This is a genomic window from Paraburkholderia sp. PREW-6R, assembly GCF_039621805.1.
Classification (GTDB): Bacteria; Pseudomonadota; Gammaproteobacteria; order Burkholderiales; family Burkholderiaceae; genus Paraburkholderia.
Genome location: NZ_CP155074.1, coordinates 52,458 through 67,914 on the forward strand (window position 1 = coordinate 52,458; position 15,457 = coordinate 67,914).

Here is a 15,457-nt window from a genome sequence, read left to right on the forward strand (position 1 = left end):
AGGAAATCATGTCCGCAGTCCAGTCCATCACCGCCGGTCAGAACGCTACGCTCGAAGCGCGCCTGTCGCGCTTTCCCGCGCGGGAGATCCGGCTGGCTTCGCAGCGCACCGTCGGTTATCGCGAGGCAGGCGGCACGCAAAAAGACGCGTTGCCGCTGGTGTTGCTGCACGGCATTGGCTCGGGCGCGGCTTCGTGGGTGCAGCAGTTCGAGGCAATCGGCGGCGCGCGCCGTGTGCTTGCGTGGGATGCGCCGGGTTATGGCGCGTCCACGCCGGTCGCGGCTCAATCGCCGGTTGCAGCCGACTACGCCGCCGTGCTTGCCGAATGGCTCGACGCGCTCGGCATTGGCCGCTGCGTGCTGGTGGGCCATTCGCTCGGTGCGATCATCGCAGGAGCGTTTGCGGCGGCCAATGCGCAGCGCGTGGCCGGCTTGCTGCTGTTGTCGCCGGCCGGCGGCTACGGCGCGGCGTCGGCGCAAGTGCGCGACACGAAGCGCGACCAGCGTCTCGCGATGATCGCCGAACTCGGCCCGCGCGGGCTTGCGGAAAAACGCAGCGTGAACATGCTGTCCGCTCACGCGAGCGAGGAGGCCCGCGCGTGGGTCCGCTGGAACATGGCGCGCGTCATTGCACAGGGTTATGCGCAGGCTACGCATCTGCTCGCCAACGCCGATCTCGCGAGCGATCTTGCGCGCTATCGCGGCCCCATCGACATCGCGGTCGGCGCCGACGACACCATCACGACGCCCGAGGCCTGCGAGCGGCTTGCGCTCGCCGCGGGCACCCCGTTGCGGGTGGTGCCGCGCGCGGGGCACGCTGGTTATATCGAGGCACCCGCTGTGTACACCGCGATCATCGACACGTTCTGTCGCACGAGCGACGGACAACGGAGCCATGAATGACGCCCGACACGATTAACGCCGAGCGCGACGCGGACGAAGACCGTAGCGACACCGGCAACGACACGAGCGGCGACACCGCTTACCGCGTGCCCGGTCTCGAACGTGGTCTGAAAATTCTCACCGAGTTTTCACCGCGCGAGCCGGTACTCGGCGCGCCGGAATTATCGAAGCGCCTGAAGATTCCCCGCACGACGGTGTTCCGTTTGCTGCAAACGCTCGAATCACTGGGCTTTCTCGAACGCGCCGACAAGGACCGCAACTATCGCCTCGGCGTGGCCGTCTTGCGGCTCGGTTTCGAATACCTGAGTTCGCTCGAACTGACCGATCTCGGTCTGCCGATTATCGAAGCGCTGCGCAGCGACACCGGCCTCACGAGCCATATCGTGATTCGCGACGGACGCGACGTCGTATTCGTCGCGAAGGCGCAGAGCCACGCGCCGATTTTCAGTTCGGTGAAGGTGAACGTCGGCACGCGCTTGCCGGCGCATGCCACTACACACGGCCAGGTGCTGATGGGCGACATGACCCTCGACGACCTGAGAAAGCTCTACCCCGAGCCGGAACTGGAGCGCTTTACCAAACAGACACCGGCCACGCTCGAGGACCTGTACGAACGCATTCGCGACGACGCACAACGCGGTTTCGCGATCAGCGAGTCGTCGTTCGAGCGCGGCATTTCGGTGGTCAGCGCGCCGGTGCGCAACGACACAGGACGCATTGTCGCCGTGATCACGACGACGATTCCGCGCCACGAGATCGACGCGTCCCTGCTCGATAGCGGGCTGATCGACAAGGTGCGCCGCGCAGCCGACGAACTGTCGCAACGGCTCAACTACCGGCCGAAAGGCGGCCCGAACGCGGGCAGCCACTACATGAAGGCATTGGGACTCTGATGATTCAAATCGATTTGACCGGGCAGGTCGCGGTCGTGACGGGCGGTTCGTCCGGCATTGGGCTTGCCACCGCCGAACTGTTTCTGCGAGCAGGCGCATCGGTGGCGATCTGCGGTCGTGACAGCGAGCGCCTGGCCCACGCGCAAGCCGCGCTGAAAGACAAGGTTGGCGGCGCCCAGTTGCTCGCCCAAACCTGCAACGTGCTCGACGAAGAAGAAGTCGGCGCGTTCGCGCAGGCGGTACAGGCACGGTTTGGACGCACCGACATGCTGGTGAACAACGCGGGCCAGGGCCGCGTGTCCACGTTTGCCGATACGTCCGATGACGCCTGGCGCGAAGAACTCGACCTCAAGTACTTCAGCGTGATCCGCCCGACGCGCGCATTCCTGCCGATGTTGCGCGAAGCCGCCGGCGCGGACCGGACGGCGTCGGTGGTCTGCGTGAATTCGCTGCTCGCGCTGCAGCCGGAGCCGCATATGGTGGCGACCTCGTCGGCGCGTGCCGGGGTGCAGAACCTGATCAAGTCGCTGGCGGTGGAACTCGCGCCGCAACGCATCCGCGTGAATTCGATTCTGATCGGCATCGTCGAATCGGGTCAATGGCGCCGGCGTTACGCGAAAGACGCGCAACCGGGGCAGAGCTGGGAAGACTGGACCGCCGAACTCGCACGCAAGAAACACATTCCGCTGGGCCGCTTCGGCAAACCCGAAGAAGCCGCTCAAGCGCTTTTTTATCTGGCTACGACGCTGTCGTCCTATACGACGGGCGCTCACATCGATGTTTCTGGAGGCGTTGCACGACATGTCTAATAAAACCACCGTTGGCGAGCTGATCGCCGCCTTTCTCGAGCAATGCGGCGTTCAAACCGCATTCGGCGTGATCTCGATCCACAACATGCCGATCCTCGACGCGATCCATCAGCGCGGCAAGATCCGCTACGTCGGCGCGCGCGGGGAAGCGGGCGCGGTCAACATGGCCGACGGCCTCGCGCGGGTGTCCGGCGGCCTCGGGGTCGCGTTCACCAGCACGGGCACCGCGGCGGGTAATGCGGCGGGTGCGATGGTCGAAGCGCTGACCGCCGGCACGTCGCTGCTGCACATTACTGGCCAGATCGAAACCGAGTATCTCGATCAGGACCTCGCCTATATCCACGAAGCGCCGGACCAGTTGTCGATGCTGCATTCGATTTCGAAGGCCGCGTTCCGCGTGCGTTCGGTCGATACCGCACTGCCGACCGTCCGCGAGGCCGTGCGCGTCGCGCAGACCGCGCCAAGCGGTCCGGTGAGCGTCGAAATTCCGATCGATATTCAGGCCGCCGAAGTGGATTGGCCGGCTGACCTCGCCGCGCCGCACGTCACGGCGCTGACGCATTGCAGTCAGCGCGTCGCGCAACTCGCCGACCAGCTCGCGAAGGCGAAGCGCCCGCTGCTATGGCTTGGCGGCGGCACACGTCATGCGCGTGCTGCGGTGGAACGTCTGGTCGCACTAGGTTTTGGCGTGGTCACGAGCGTGCAGGGCCGCGGCGTGCTGCCGGAAGACCATCCCGCCACACTCGGCGCGTTCAACGTCCACCCGGCCGTGGAAAGCTTTTACAAAACCTGCGACGCACTGCTGGTGGTCGGGTCGCGCTTGCGCGGCAATGAGACGCTCAAGTACAAGCTCGCGCTGCCCCAGCCGCTGTATCGCATCGACGCCGACGCGCTCGCCGACAACCGCGGCTATCGCAACGAGATGTTCATTCATGGCGATGCGTCGGCGGTGCTCGACGAACTTGCCACGCTGCTCGAAGGGCGCCTCAAGGTGGACCCCAAATTCGCGCAGGATCTGGCCGGCGCACGCGAAAGCGCGGTCGCCGACGTAGGCAAGGGTCTCGGCCCGTACAAGCGCCTCGTCGATGCTTTGCAGCAGGCCGTGGGCCGCGACTACAACTGGGTGCGCGACGTCACGATCTCGAACAGCACGTGGGGCAACCGCATGCTGAAAATTTTCTCGCCGCGTGCCGGTGTCCATGCGCTCGGCGGCGGCATCGGCCAGGGTATGCAGATGGGCATTGGCGCAGCGCTCGCCGGCAACGCGGCGAAGACTGTCTGCCTCGTCGGCGACGGCGGCCTGATGGTCAACGTCGGCGAACTGGCCACGGCCGTGCAGGAAAACGCCAACGTGATGATCGTGCTGATGAACGATCAGTGCTATGGCGTGATCCGCAACATTCAGGACGCGCAGTACGGCGGTCGGCGCTGCTATGTGGACCTCCATCAGCCGGATTTCGCGCAGTTCTGCGAGAGCCTGAAGCTCACGCATTACCGCATCAGGTCGCTCGATCAGGCCGATTCGATCATCCGCGAAGGCATGGCGAAAAGCGGGCCGGTGCTGGTGGAAGTGGACATGCTGTCGGTCGGCTCGTTTGCCACCGCGTTCGCCGGTCCGCCCGTCAAGGAACAGGAGCCGGAACATGCGTGATGCGGGCTATGCCGGACACCGCGCAGCCGTCGATGTCGCGATGATCGGCTTCGGCGCGATCGGCCAGGCGGTGTATCGCTCGGTCGCCGCCGATCCGACGGTGCGCGTGTCGCACGTGATCGTGCCGGAGCGGCACATGGCGTCGGTGCGGGACGTAGTGGGCTCGGACGTGGACGTGGTCGCGTCGGTCTCCGCGCTGAGCAGCCAGCCGCACTTCGCCCTCGAATGCGCGGGTCACAGCGCGCTGGTCGATCACGTGGTGCCGCTCCTGAAGGCCGGCACCGATTGCGCGGTGGCCTCGATCGGCGCGCTGTCCGACGTACTGTTGCTCGACGCGCTGTCGGCCGCCGCCGACGAAGGCGATGCAACACTCACGCTGCTCTCCGGCGCGATCGGCGGCGTGGATGCACTTGCGGCGGCCAAGCTCGGCGGCCTCGACGAAGTGCTCTACACCGGCCGCAAGCCGCCGGCCGGCTGGCTCGGCACGCCTGCGGAACAGGTCTGCGATCTGAACACGCTGAACGAGGAGCGGATGATTTTCGAAGGCAGCGCGCGCGAAGCAGCGCGTCTTTATCCGAAGAATGCCAACGTTGCCGCCACCATCGCGCTTGCCGGCCTCGGTCTCGACCACACCACTGTCAGGCTGATCGCCGATCCGAACGTAACGCGCAACGTGCATCGCATCGTGGCGCGCGGCGCGTTCGGCGAGATGTCGCTGGAGATGTGCGGCAAGCCGCTGCCGGAGAACCCCAAGACGTCCGCATTGACTGCGTATAGCGCGATCCGTGCGCTGCGCAATCGCGCGGCACGCTGCGTGATCTGACTTATCCGTTGAATAGCTGAAGCAAACCGGAATGACCGACATGACTCACTTCGATACCAGCCTTGTGCCCACTGGCGATATTTTCATCGGCGGCGAATGGCGGCAAGGGCGCGGCAACCCGTACACAAGCCTGTATCCGGCGGACCAGTCGGTCAACATGGAAATCTCCACCGCGAATGCCGACGACGCGCGCGAGGCGGTCGAAGCCGCCGACCTCGCCTGGCGCAAAGCGGACTGGTCCGGACTGAAGCCGCATCAGCGCGCGCTGATTCTGTATCGGATCGCCGATCTGATCATGGCGCGTCACGAAGCGCTCGCACAACTGCAGCGCCGCGACAACGGCAAGCCGATCGGCGAAACGCGTGTGCTGGTGGCGAGTGCCGCGAACACGTTCCGCTACTTCGCGGCTTGCCTCGAAACGCTCGACGAAGACGTCACGCCATCGCGCGGCGACTATCTGACGATGAGCGTCTACGAGCCGATTGGCGTGATCGCGGCGATCACGCCTTGGAATTCGCCGATCGCGTCGGACGCGCAGAAGCTCGCGCCGGCACTTGCGGGCGGCAACGCGGTCGTGCTTAAGCCCGCTGAGGTGACGCCGCTAATTTCGCTCGCGCTTGCGCGCATTTGCGAGGAAGCGGGTGTGCCGAAGGGTGTTGTCAGCGTTCTGCCGGGCAAGGGTTCGGTGATCGGCGATGTGCTGGTGCGTCATCCGCTGGTGAGAAAGGTGTCGTTCACCGGCGGCACCGAGGTGGGCCGAGGCATTGCGCGGCTTGCTGCTGACAAGTTGATGCCCGTCTCGCTCGAACTCGGCGGAAAGTCGCCCACCATCGTATTCGACGACGCGGACCTCGACCATGCGGTCAACGGCGTGCTGTACGGCATTTTCAGTTCCTCCGGGGAGGCGTGCATCGCGGGCTCGCGTCTGTTCGTGCAGCGCCCGATCTACGACGTGTTCATGAAGCGCCTTGCCGAAGGCGCACGCAAGTTGCGCGTGGGCGATCCGTCGCGCAGTGAGACGCAAATGGGTCCGCTGATTACTGCCGCGCATCGCGAGAGCGTCGAGCGTTACGTCGCGTTGGGCCTTCAGGAAGGCGGCCGCCTGCTGTGCGGCGGCGAGCGTCCGGTGGGCGATGGACGCGAAGCCGGCACCTACTATCAACCGACCATTCTCGAAGGACTCACGAACGACGCGCGCATCTGCCAGGAGGAAATCTTCGGCCCGGTGCTGGTCGCCATGCCGTTCGACGACGAAGCATCGTTATTGAAAGACGCGAATAACAGCGTGTTCGGTCTTGCCGCCGGCATCTGGACGCGCGATTACAAGCGCGCTTACCGCACGGCGCGTGCGCTGGAAGCGGGCACCATCTGGATCAATACCTACAAGCTGTTTTCGATTTCCACCCCGTTCAGCGGCTGGAAAGAAAGCGGCATGGGACGCGAAAAGGGCCGGCTCGGCATTCGCGAATACATGCAGCAGAAAAGCCTTTACTGGGGCTTGAACGACGCGCCGCTGGCGTGGGCCAACTGATACGCAGGATAAGCAAGAGGCACGTTATGACGATTCTCGGCATCGAACAGATTACATACGGCGTGACGGATCTGGCTACCTGTCGCCGCTTTTTCGCGGACTGGGGCCTGAAGGAAGTCGCGCACGACGAAACACGCGCGCGCTTTGAAACGCTCAACGGCTGCACGATTCTGGCCGTCAACGCGAACGATCCATCGCTACCGCCCGCGTTCGAGGAAGGCCCGACCTTGCGGGAAGTGACATGGGGCGTTGCGACGAAAGCGGAGCTCGACGAACTGCGCGGCCGCTTCGCGGGTCAGCCGGGCCATGTCGAAACCGATGACGCGGTGGGCTGCATCGACCCGAACGGCATGGCCATTCGCGTGGAAGTGACCCGCAAGCGCGCGCTCGACATTCAGGGTTCGCCTTCGAACGTGTGGGGCCAGACGCTGCGCGTCGATCAGCCTTCGCCGATATACGAGCGCGCCGAGCCGGTCGAAGTGGGCCACGTGGTGTTCTTCACCAACAGGCTCGCGGAGCAGGAGAAGTTCTATCAGGAACTGCTCGGCTTCGAAATGTCGGACCGTTACCCGGGCCGTGGCGCGTTCATGCGCTGCGCGCCGCACGGCGGTCATCACGACATCTTTCTGCTTGCGTTGCCTGGCGGCAAACGCGGTCTGAATCACGTGGCGTTCACGGTGCGCGATATCCACGAAGTGTTCGGGGGCGGCATGCATATCAGCCGATGCGGCTGGGAAACGCAGCTTGGGCCGGGACGTCATCCGGTGTCGTCGGCGTACTTCTGGTATTTCCAGAATCCGGCGGGCGGCCTGATCGAGTACTACGCCGACGAAGACCAGCTCACGCCCGAGTGGCAGCCACGTGACTTCGAACCTGGGCCGACCGTGTTTGCGGAGTGGGCGATCGATGGCGGCATCGACGGTACGACGCGTCGCCAGAAAAACGCGAAGGCGCCCGAAGGCAAGTTCATGACGGAGCAGAAGAAATGACGGACGTTGCTGTCGAGAAGGCGCAAGCCGCGCATGCCGGCCTCGAGGCGCCGCACACCATCGTGGTGATCGGTGGCGGTCAGGCGGCCGGCTGGGTCGTGAAGACGCTGCGAAAGGAAGGCTTCGCCGGTCGCCTCGTGATGATCGCCGACGAGATCCATTTGCCCTACGAACGCCCGCCGCTCTCGAAAGCCGTGCTGGCGGGAGAAGCGGATATCGAAACCGTGCGCCTCGTCAAACCGGACGATGTCGGCGCGCTGAGCGTCGAAGCGTGGCAGCCCGATTGCGCGACGTCGATCGATCGGGCGCAGCGGATCGTGCGCACGCAGTCGGGCCGCGACGTGCATTACGACCGGCTCGTGATCGCGACGGGCGGCGCGGCGCGCCGCTTGCCGGCATCGTTGGTGAAGACTTCGCACATTGCCTATCTGCGCACGCTCGACGAAGCGGTGGCGCTCGGCGAGCGTTTGCGCGCGAGCAAGCGTGTGCTGGTGGTGGGCGGCGGCTGGATTGGTCTCGAAGTCGCGGCGACGGCGCGCAAGCTCGGTGTCGAGGCGACCGTCGTGGAGGGCGCGCCGCGCTTGTGCGCGCGTTCGTTGCCGCCGATGGTCTCGGACTTCCTGCTGGCGTTGCATCGCTCGAATGGCGTTGACGTGCGTCTGAATGCATCGCTCGTTTCGATCGCCGACCATCCGGGCGACGCCAGCCGGATTTGCGCGACGTTCGCCGACGGCGCGACACTCGACGCGGATTTCGCGGTCGCGGGCATCGGCCTGACGCCCCACACGGCGCTTGCCGAGGCGGCGGGCATCAAGGTGGAAGACGGCATCGCCGTCGATCAGTTCGGCGCCACCGACGACCCGCGCATTTTCGCGTGCGGCGACGTCGCGAATCATCCGAGCGCGTGGCTCAAGCGCCGCGTGAGGCTCGAATCGTGGGCCAATGCGCAGAACCAGGCGATCGCCGTGGCGAAGGCATTGCTCGGCCAGTTCGAACCGTATGCGGATATTCCATGGTTCTGGTCCGATCAATACGACGTGAACCTGCAGATTCTCGGCGACATCCCCGGCGACGCGCAGCTTGCCGTGCGCGGCGATCTGCCGGGCAAGCGCGCGACGCTGTTTCACCTGGAAGACGGCGCGATTCGCGGCGTGATTGCGATCAATACGCCGCGCGAACTGAAACTGTCGCGCAAGTGGATGAATCAAGGCCGGACCATCGACCTTGCCACCCTGACCGACGCCTCAACGGCGCTTGCCTAACCACATCTACGGACGGCACAACGGCATGAGAACCATCGACAACACCTTGGGAGACCGCAGCAGCGCCGGTGTCTCCGGTCCTGTGACGCGAGGCTCGATCATCGCGCGGCTTGAACGCTTGCCGAAGAACGCGATGCAGGTGCGAGCGCGCATTCTGATCGGGCTGGCGACGTTCTTCGACGGCTTCGACGTGATCGCGATCGCGGCGACTCTGCCGATCCTGATTGCGAAGTGGCATCTGACGCCGTGGGAGATCGGCTTTCTGATCGGCTCCGGCTCCGTCGGCCAACTGATCGGCGCGTTCGTTTTTCCGTGGTTCGCGGAACGCAATGGCCGCGTGAAGGCGATTGCGCTCAGTTCGGGGATCATCGGCATCACGAGCATTGCATGCGGTTTTGCGCCGACGTTTGCGGCGTTCGTCGTGTTGCGGGTGATCCAGGGGCTGGGGCTGGGCGGCGAGCTGCCGGTGGCTGCGACCTATATCAACGAGATCAGCCGCGCGCATGGCCGTGGCCGCTTTGTGCTGCTGTATGAAATCGTCTTTCCGGTCGGGTTGCTTGCGTCGAACGCGTTGGGTGCGTGGATCGTGCCGCGCTTTGGCTGGCAGGCGATGTACTTCATCGGCGGCATGCCGTTGATTCTGTTTTTCGTGTTGCGCAAGCTGGTGCCGGAATCGCCGCGGTGGCTCGCCGAACACGAGCGGATGGCCGACGCGGACGCCGCCGTGCATGCATTCGAGCGCGCGGCGAAGGGTCCGCTGCCGCCGCTTGCGCATTCCGCAGAGTTCGACGCGATGGCGAACCGTCACCCGAAGCGCCGCATGAGCGATCTGTTCGGACCGGCCTATCTGAGGCGCACGATGGCGGTGGCCATGTTGTGGATCACCTGCGGCTTCATTCAGTACGGTCTGTCGACGTGGTTGCCGACCATCTACCGCACCATTTATCACGCGCCGCTGCAACTGGCGTTGAATCTGGCAGTGGCTGCTTCGGTGCTTGGCGTGGTGGGCTCGCTGACGTGCGCGTTGCTGGTCGACAAGGTGGGACGCAAGCCGATCATCAACCTGTCATTCGTGGCGTGCGCGATTTCACTGCTATTGGCAGGCGTGTTTCACGACTCGTCGGTCTATGTGGTCGCAACGTGCTGTGCGTTCTCATTGGGTTTTCTCGCGTGCGGCTTTATCACGGCCTATGTGTACACGCCGGAGCTGTACCCGACGAGTATCCGTGCGATGGGCTGCGGCGTGGGCGGCGCATGGTTGAAAGTTGCGGCGATTTTCGCGCCGGCGATCGTATCGAAAACGATGATTGGCGGCAATCTGCAGGTGGCGTTTTATATTCTGGCAGCGGTGCCGTTCATCGCCGCAATTGCCGTGCATTTTCTTGGGATCGAGACCAAGGGAAAAGTGCTGGAACAACTCGAAGCGTGATGGGGAGTTGGGACGCGAGGGAGGTGTGGCGGTGTAGCGGCGATGTGCGGTCGTGCCGCAAACGCCATCTCCATTCACAGTGCCTTGCGATAGACCACGAACCCCGACCGGTCCGCTATATGGTCGTAAAGCTTCATTGCCGTCTGATTGGTCTCATGCGTTTGCCAGTACACCCGTTCGGCGCGATCCGCCTTCGCCCGCGCATAGACCGCTTCGATCAACGCCCGCCCGATTCCCTTGCCGCGCTCCGAGTCGAGCGTGTAGAGGTCTTGCAGATAACAGATGGGCCCGGCGAGGGTGGTATGGCGGTGATACAGAAAATGCGCGATGCCAAGCAGTTGGCCATTGCGTTGCGCAACCAGCGCATGCATGGGCTCGTAACCGTCAAAAAAACGATTCCACGTGATGTGCGTGATTTCGCGCGGCAATGCCGTTTCGCCGCTGCGGCCGTAAAACGCGTTATAGGCATCCCAAAGTGGAAGCCATGCGTCGAAATCGCCAGGCGTGACGGGGCGGACTTGGATTGAGTCGGACATGGGTTTCTGAGGGAAGGTCGAACCAACGCGGCTTCGCATGAGTGAGCGCCAGCCGCAACCAGCCGTCAGCATAAGAAATTTGCTGCTTTATTGTTAGCTCCACCCCGCGCGCAAATCGTGGAGCCACCCTGCCGACCGGTCATCTAACGCGTGTAGCCGCTCTACCGCATTTAACGCGTTTCAGTGCGCAACCAGCGCGCGAGCGTCGCGTCGTCGCCGGTCTCCACCGCCAATGCAATCTGCCGGCCCACCGCGGCGCCGAACTTATAGCCGTGACCGGAGCACGCCGACACGACGAACGTGTTGCCAATGCGCTTCGAAAAGAAGCGCTTATCCGCCGTGAACGTGTACATGCAGGTTTTTACTTCGGAGACCGTATAGTCGTCGATGCGACGCAACGGCGGCGAGAAGAGTCGGCGCACGATGTCGCCTTCGCCGGGCGCCGGCACACGATCGGCATCGGGATCAGGCGAGCGCACCTTGTGTGCGCCTGCACCGAACTTGAGGCCAATGCCGTCGAGCGGCGGCAGCACGTAACCGTCGCTATCGCCGCCTATGTCGACAATCGCGGGCGCGCTCGACCATGCGTGTTCCAGATCGGCGGGCGGTTGCAGATAGGCAACGGCGTTGCGGTACGTCATCAGGTTCTCGGCAAGCGACGGGAAGAGCTGCAACGTCCACGCGCCCGCGGTCACCACGAGCCGGTCGGCGCGCACGATCGTATCGTCTTCAATCCTGACGGCAGCGGTGTGCGGATCGACCGCGAGCACCTTGGTATGCAGGCGGATATCGACGCCGCACATTTTGAGCCACGTTTTCATGTCGCGTGCAATGCGCTCGCTGAATAACGCGCCGCCGTCCTTGTCGAGATACGCATAGCGGAAGGTCTCGGGATCGAGAAACGGATAGCGTTCCGCGGCTTCGTGCGGTTCGATCCGCTCGTATTCGAACGCCATCCGGTCCAGCCCCTCGCGAAACTGTTCGCCGGCATCGCCTGCGCGTTGCGAAATGCCGAGAACGCCACAGTTCGCATAGTGCGACACGCCAAGGTCGTTCCACAGCAGATCCCAACAATCGAATGCTTCAGCGATGGCGCGCGCGTAGCCATCGGCCTCGCCATAACCCGGCGAATCATCCGGTGCTGGTCGCCCGAAGCCGCCAGCGGGTTGGGGATCGAGCCCTGCTCGATCAGTGTGATGTCGTGTCCCTGTTTCGCAAGCGACCAGGCTGTGCTGAGGCCCGCGATGCCCGCGCCCACGATTGTTACCCGCATGCCAACCCCCCCGGGATGATAGTTCCGGGTCAAAGTCTAGCAGCGAGACAAAATAATCGGCGCGTTTTACGGAAATCGGTGCGCGAACGCGTGGGGGTTATGACACAGCGCTGTCAGCGATGACGTGACGCGAGACGCTGTCAGTGACGACGCCTCGACGCGTCGCGCAGCTGATCACGCACTTTTTTAGCCGCGAAGAGAGGCACATAGTCGAATACACGGGCATCCTGCCGGTAGACCGCGAGTGTGTCCGCATACATTCTTGAGACGGTTTCCGTTGGCGTATCGGTCTCTTCGGCAATGCTTCTCACCACTTCGTCTACTCTAGGTTCGGGCTGCGACATGGAAATCTCCGGGTAGGCAGCGGTTGCACTGAAAGCGTGGACGGCTGGAGTCCATTAGAGGATGCGACCGGCCGGCGCGCCAATTGAATCGATCTATCGCAGGTTTCATTCCACAGGCAGATTTGTCTTGCAGTGCGGCAAGGTGCTGTGAGTCGGTTGTGAAATCGTCCGCATCCATCCGGCCCCACCGAACGTAATAGCTTTTATCACCGCCACGTTGGAGGCTTGTCGCCATGCGCCGTTTTACCCGGGTTGCCGCTGTCTCCGTTGTCGCTACTGCTGCAGCAGCCGTCGTGCTGCTGTCGCTTGCGGGCTGTTCCAACAATCCGCCGAATCCTAATCCTCGCGCGAGCGTGCCGCTTTCTACTGTGCCAGTCGATTTGCCGCGTTATATGGGCCGCTGGTACATCATCGCGAATATCCCGTATTTTGCGGAGCGCGACATGGTGGGTAGCCGCGCGGAATGGAAATTGCGGCCGGACGGCAAAATCGACGACTCTTATTACGGGCACAAGAAGTCTTTCGACGCGCCGGAAAAACATTACCAGTTTCTCGATACTCCGGTGCCCGGCAAGGATGGTGGGGAGTGGAGCGTGCAACTGTTCTGGCCTGTTCATGTGACGCAGTTGACGCTATATGTGGACCCCGACTACCGCTACACGATTCTGGGTTATCCCGGAAAGAACCTCGGCTGGATCTTTTCGCGCGACGCGGACATGAGCGACGACGTCTACCGTTCGCTGCTTGCGCGGCTCGATGCGATGGGCTACGACACGTCGCGCTTCAAACGCGTGCCGCAACACCCCGACCAGTTGGGCCAGCCTGGTTTTGCATCGCCGGGCGACAAGGACTAGTGGCCGTGCTTCTGTGAAGCTGTGTGCCGCATCCGCTGAAATTCTTGTCGCGTATAACCCGCACCGTCACCGAGTGAGGATTGCATGTCGCCTTATATCGCCGCCCTGATCGCCTTGATCGGCCTGGTTGTGATTTTCAGCGCCGTGTGGGCATGGCAGTTGAAGACCGAAAATGCCGGCATGGTCGACCCGATCTGGGCATTTTCGCTGGGCCTCGTGGCGGTGCTTTACGCGGTGGTCAGCACTGGCGATCCGGTGGCGCGCGCGTTGAGCGCGCTAGGCGGACTCGTGTGGGGCATGCGGCTCGGCATGCATCTGTGGAAACGCAATTTCGGCAAACCGGAAGACGCGCGCTATCACCGCTTTCGTGAAGAATGGGGCGACAAGGCGGCCAGCAAGATGTTCTGGTTCTTCCAGATGCAGGTTGTGATTTCCATGTTGCTGTCCATCGCGTTTCTGGTGCCGTCCTATCGGACCACTACGCCGGCCATTGGCTGGATCATTCTGGCCGTGGTGTTGTGGATCGTGTCGGTCGCGGGCGAAAGCATGGCAGACCGTCAGTTAAAAGATTTCAAATCGGACCCGGCTAACCACGAATCGGTTTGCCGCGTCGGGCTGTGGCGTTACTCGCGGCATCCAAATTACTTCTTCGAATGCGTGCATTGGGTCGCCTATATCGCGCTGTCCGTTGGAACATCGTGGGGCTGGTTCACTCTTTTGCCGCCGGTCTTGATGGCGTTTTTGCTGCTCAAGCTCTCGGGCATTCCGCTGATCGAGCAGAGCATGGCCAATCGCCGCGCGGGGTACGCCGACTACATGCGCACCACCAGTGCGCTAATTCCGTGGCCGCCGCGGCATTGACCGTGGATAGCCTTCGCAGATGTCAGAAGACTCGATAAAGAACGACAGGAGCCGGGATCATGAGCGTTTCCACCACAAATCGCACTTTGCCGCCGGCATCGCCTGCCGGGCCTCGCGACGGCTGGCTCATCCACAGCTGCGAACGTGGCTGGCTGCCGGACAGCGTGATCCGTTTGGGTATGCGTCAGTTGATGCGGCAGCGTCTGCGCGACGAAGCGATCGACAATGGCGAAGTGCGCTCTCAACGCCTTAATCGCCTGCTCGACGAATTGCGGGCGAGCCCGATTGCAATCGAAACACAAGCGGCCAATTCGCAGCACTACGAAGTGCCGGCGTCATTCTTTCACGCACATCTCGGGCCGCATCTGAAGTACTCCTGTTGCCTCTATCCTTCCGGGAACGAGACGCTTGCGCAGGCCGAGGCGGCCATGCTCGAAGCGTATGGGGAACGCGCCGAACTCGCGGACGGCCAGCGCATTCTTGATCTCGGCTGCGGTTGGGGTTCGCTGTCGCTCTGGCTGGCGGCACGCTATCCGCGCTCGCAGATCGTGGCATTGTCGAATTCTTACGGGCAGCGCGCTTTCATCGAGGCGCGCGCCGCTGAACGCGGTCTGCACAACCTGTGCGTGGTGACCGGGAACGTCGTGGACTTCGAATTCGACGACGCACTGCTCGCGGGCGGCTTCGACCGCGTGGTGTCGATCGAGATGTTCGAGCACATGAAGAACTACGGCTTGCTGCTGGCGAAGATCGCACGCTGGATGCGTGACGACGCCAGGCTTTTCGTGCACATCTTCGTGCACCGGACGCTTGCGTATCACTTCGAGGTGAAGGACGGCAGCGACTGGATGTCCAAGTACTTTTTTACCGGCGGGACGATGCCCTCCGAGGCGCTGCTGCTCAATTTCCAGGAGGATCTGGCAATGGAACGGCAATGGTGGGTGAGCGGCACGCATTACGAGCGTACCGCGAACCATTGGCTGGCCGCGCTCGACGCTGCCCGTGACAAAGTAATGCCCATGCTCGTCGATACGTATGGGGCACGTGACGCCGCTGTCTGGTTTCAGCGTTGGCGGATGTTTTATATGGCCGTCGCGGAGCTGTTCGGATATGCGAAGGGAAACGAGTGGGGTGTCGGCCACTATCGTTTCGTGAAGCGTTAAAGTGTCACGGTGCTAACGCATCAGGGCATCAAGGCATCAAGGCATCAAGGCATCAAGGCATCAAGGCATCAAGGCATTAGTCTGTTGAAGCGTTAATGCATGAAGCGCTCGCGGCATTGGAACGCCGGCCGGTTCCG

General features: G+C 63.1%; 14 protein-coding genes and 1 pseudogene. 12 read left to right on the top strand and 3 right to left on the bottom strand.

The features are described 5' to 3' along the window. The first annotated feature begins 8 nt into the window (after window positions 1-8). The 9 genes from AAGS40_RS15550 to AAGS40_RS15590 are packed head-to-tail and all read left to right on the top strand — an operon-like array spanning window position 9 to window position 10,289. A complete protein-coding gene (locus AAGS40_RS15550) occupies window positions 9-902 on the top strand; it encodes an alpha/beta fold hydrolase (RefSeq protein ID WP_345815678.1) in 894 nt (297 codons plus the stop codon). After that, window positions 899-1,795, top strand: a complete 897-nt coding sequence (locus AAGS40_RS15555) for an IclR family transcriptional regulator (RefSeq protein ID WP_345815679.1) — start codon at window positions 899-901, stop codon at window positions 1,793-1,795. The genes AAGS40_RS15550 and AAGS40_RS15555 overlap by 4 nt, the downstream gene beginning before the upstream one ends. Then, window positions 1,795-2,604, top strand: coding sequence for an SDR family oxidoreductase (locus tag AAGS40_RS15560; protein ID WP_345815680.1), 810 nt, complete (start codon window positions 1,795-1,797; stop codon window positions 2,602-2,604). The genes AAGS40_RS15555 and AAGS40_RS15560 overlap by 1 nt, the downstream gene beginning before the upstream one ends. Beyond that, complete coding sequence (locus tag AAGS40_RS15565) at window positions 2,597-4,255, top strand: thiamine pyrophosphate-binding protein (RefSeq protein WP_345815681.1); 1,659 nt, start codon at window positions 2,597-2,599, stop codon at window positions 4,253-4,255. The genes AAGS40_RS15560 and AAGS40_RS15565 overlap by 8 nt, the downstream gene beginning before the upstream one ends. After that, complete coding sequence (locus tag AAGS40_RS15570; protein ID WP_345815682.1) at window positions 4,248-5,078, top strand: aspartate dehydrogenase; 831 nt, start codon at window positions 4,248-4,250, stop codon at window positions 5,076-5,078. The genes AAGS40_RS15565 and AAGS40_RS15570 overlap by 8 nt, the downstream gene beginning before the upstream one ends. Window positions 5,079-5,118: 40 nt before the next feature. Further along, window positions 5,119-6,609 carry an aldehyde dehydrogenase gene (locus AAGS40_RS15575; RefSeq protein ID WP_345816571.1) on the top strand — a complete coding sequence of 497 codons (1,491 nt, stop codon included), beginning with the start codon at window positions 5,119-5,121 and terminating at the stop codon, window positions 6,607-6,609. Between the two features lie 26 nt (window positions 6,610-6,635). After that, window positions 6,636-7,598, top strand: a complete 963-nt coding sequence (locus AAGS40_RS15580; RefSeq protein WP_345815683.1) for a VOC family protein — start codon at window positions 6,636-6,638, stop codon at window positions 7,596-7,598. Next, entirely contained in the window at window positions 7,595-8,860 is a 1,266-nt protein-coding gene (locus tag AAGS40_RS15585; RefSeq protein ID WP_345815684.1) for an FAD-dependent oxidoreductase, read from the top strand. The genes AAGS40_RS15580 and AAGS40_RS15585 overlap by 4 nt, the downstream gene beginning before the upstream one ends. A 25-nt stretch (window positions 8,861-8,885) precedes the next feature. Then, window positions 8,886-10,289: an MFS transporter gene (locus AAGS40_RS15590; RefSeq protein WP_345815685.1), complete on the top strand. Its 1,404-nt coding sequence runs from the start codon at window positions 8,886-8,888 to the stop codon at window positions 10,287-10,289. Between the two features lie 74 nt (window positions 10,290-10,363). On the opposite strand, the gene AAGS40_RS15595 is transcribed toward AAGS40_RS15590, so the two are convergent. The 3 genes and pseudogenes from AAGS40_RS15595 to AAGS40_RS15605 all read right to left on the bottom strand — a co-directional run bounded on the left by AAGS40_RS15595 (window position 10,364) and on the right by AAGS40_RS15605 (window position 12,442). Next, window positions 10,364-10,825 carry a GNAT family N-acetyltransferase gene (locus AAGS40_RS15595; protein WP_345815686.1) on the bottom strand — a complete coding sequence of 154 codons (462 nt, stop codon included), beginning with the start codon at window positions 10,823-10,825 and terminating at the stop codon, window positions 10,364-10,366. Between the two features lie 170 nt (window positions 10,826-10,995). After that, a pseudogene (locus tag AAGS40_RS15600) lies at window positions 10,996-12,098 on the bottom strand (FAD-dependent oxidoreductase). Window positions 12,099-12,238: 140 nt separating this feature from the next. Continuing rightward, complete coding sequence (locus AAGS40_RS15605; protein WP_345815687.1) at window positions 12,239-12,442, bottom strand: DUF3562 domain-containing protein; 204 nt, start codon at window positions 12,440-12,442, stop codon at window positions 12,239-12,241. 233 nt (window positions 12,443-12,675) lie between these two features. Between AAGS40_RS15605 and AAGS40_RS15610 the strand changes: the two genes are divergently transcribed. From AAGS40_RS15610 to AAGS40_RS15620, 3 genes are all read left to right on the top strand, one after another. Further along, entirely contained in the window at window positions 12,676-13,296 is a 621-nt protein-coding gene (locus AAGS40_RS15610) for a lipocalin family protein (RefSeq protein ID WP_345815688.1), read from the top strand. Between the two features lie 84 nt (window positions 13,297-13,380). Then, window positions 13,381-14,157 carry a DUF1295 domain-containing protein gene (locus AAGS40_RS15615; RefSeq protein ID WP_345815689.1) on the top strand — a complete coding sequence of 259 codons (777 nt, stop codon included), beginning with the start codon at window positions 13,381-13,383 and terminating at the stop codon, window positions 14,155-14,157. 59 nt (window positions 14,158-14,216) lie between these two features. Beyond that, window positions 14,217-15,320, top strand: coding sequence for a cyclopropane-fatty-acyl-phospholipid synthase family protein (locus AAGS40_RS15620; protein WP_345815690.1), 1,104 nt, complete (start codon window positions 14,217-14,219; stop codon window positions 15,318-15,320). Window positions 15,321-15,457: the final 137 nt, after the last annotated feature.

What these genes read in the sequence shown, in the direction of transcription:
- AAGS40_RS15595 (WP_345815686.1), bottom strand. Translation starts at nt 10,825, where the DNA reads ATGTCCGACTCAATCCAAGTCCGCCCCGTCACGCCTGGCGATTTCGAC.
- AAGS40_RS15580 (WP_345815683.1), top strand. Translation starts at nt 6,636, where the DNA reads ATGACGATTCTCGGCATCGAACAGATTACATACGGCGTGACGGATCTG.
- AAGS40_RS15550 (WP_345815678.1), top strand. Translation starts at nt 9, where the DNA reads ATGTCCGCAGTCCAGTCCATCACCGCCGGTCAGAACGCTACGCTCGAA.
- AAGS40_RS15615 (WP_345815689.1), top strand. Translation starts at nt 13,381, where the DNA reads ATGTCGCCTTATATCGCCGCCCTGATCGCCTTGATCGGCCTGGTTGTG.
- AAGS40_RS15590 (WP_345815685.1), top strand. Translation starts at nt 8,886, where the DNA reads ATGAGAACCATCGACAACACCTTGGGAGACCGCAGCAGCGCCGGTGTC.
- AAGS40_RS15565 (WP_345815681.1), top strand. Translation starts at nt 2,597, where the DNA reads ATGTCTAATAAAACCACCGTTGGCGAGCTGATCGCCGCCTTTCTCGAG.
- AAGS40_RS15570 (WP_345815682.1), top strand. Translation starts at nt 4,248, where the DNA reads ATGCGTGATGCGGGCTATGCCGGACACCGCGCAGCCGTCGATGTCGCG.
- AAGS40_RS15605 (WP_345815687.1), bottom strand. Translation starts at nt 12,442, where the DNA reads ATGTCGCAGCCCGAACCTAGAGTAGACGAAGTGGTGAGAAGCATTGCC.
- AAGS40_RS15620 (WP_345815690.1), top strand. Translation starts at nt 14,217, where the DNA reads ATGAGCGTTTCCACCACAAATCGCACTTTGCCGCCGGCATCGCCTGCC.
- AAGS40_RS15610 (WP_345815688.1), top strand. Translation starts at nt 12,676, where the DNA reads ATGCGCCGTTTTACCCGGGTTGCCGCTGTCTCCGTTGTCGCTACTGCT.
- AAGS40_RS15560 (WP_345815680.1), top strand. Translation starts at nt 1,795, where the DNA reads ATGATTCAAATCGATTTGACCGGGCAGGTCGCGGTCGTGACGGGCGGT.
- AAGS40_RS15555 (WP_345815679.1), top strand. Translation starts at nt 899, where the DNA reads ATGACGCCCGACACGATTAACGCCGAGCGCGACGCGGACGAAGACCGT.
- AAGS40_RS15575 (WP_345816571.1), top strand. Translation starts at nt 5,119, where the DNA reads ATGACTCACTTCGATACCAGCCTTGTGCCCACTGGCGATATTTTCATC.
- AAGS40_RS15585 (WP_345815684.1), top strand. Translation starts at nt 7,595, where the DNA reads ATGACGGACGTTGCTGTCGAGAAGGCGCAAGCCGCGCATGCCGGCCTC.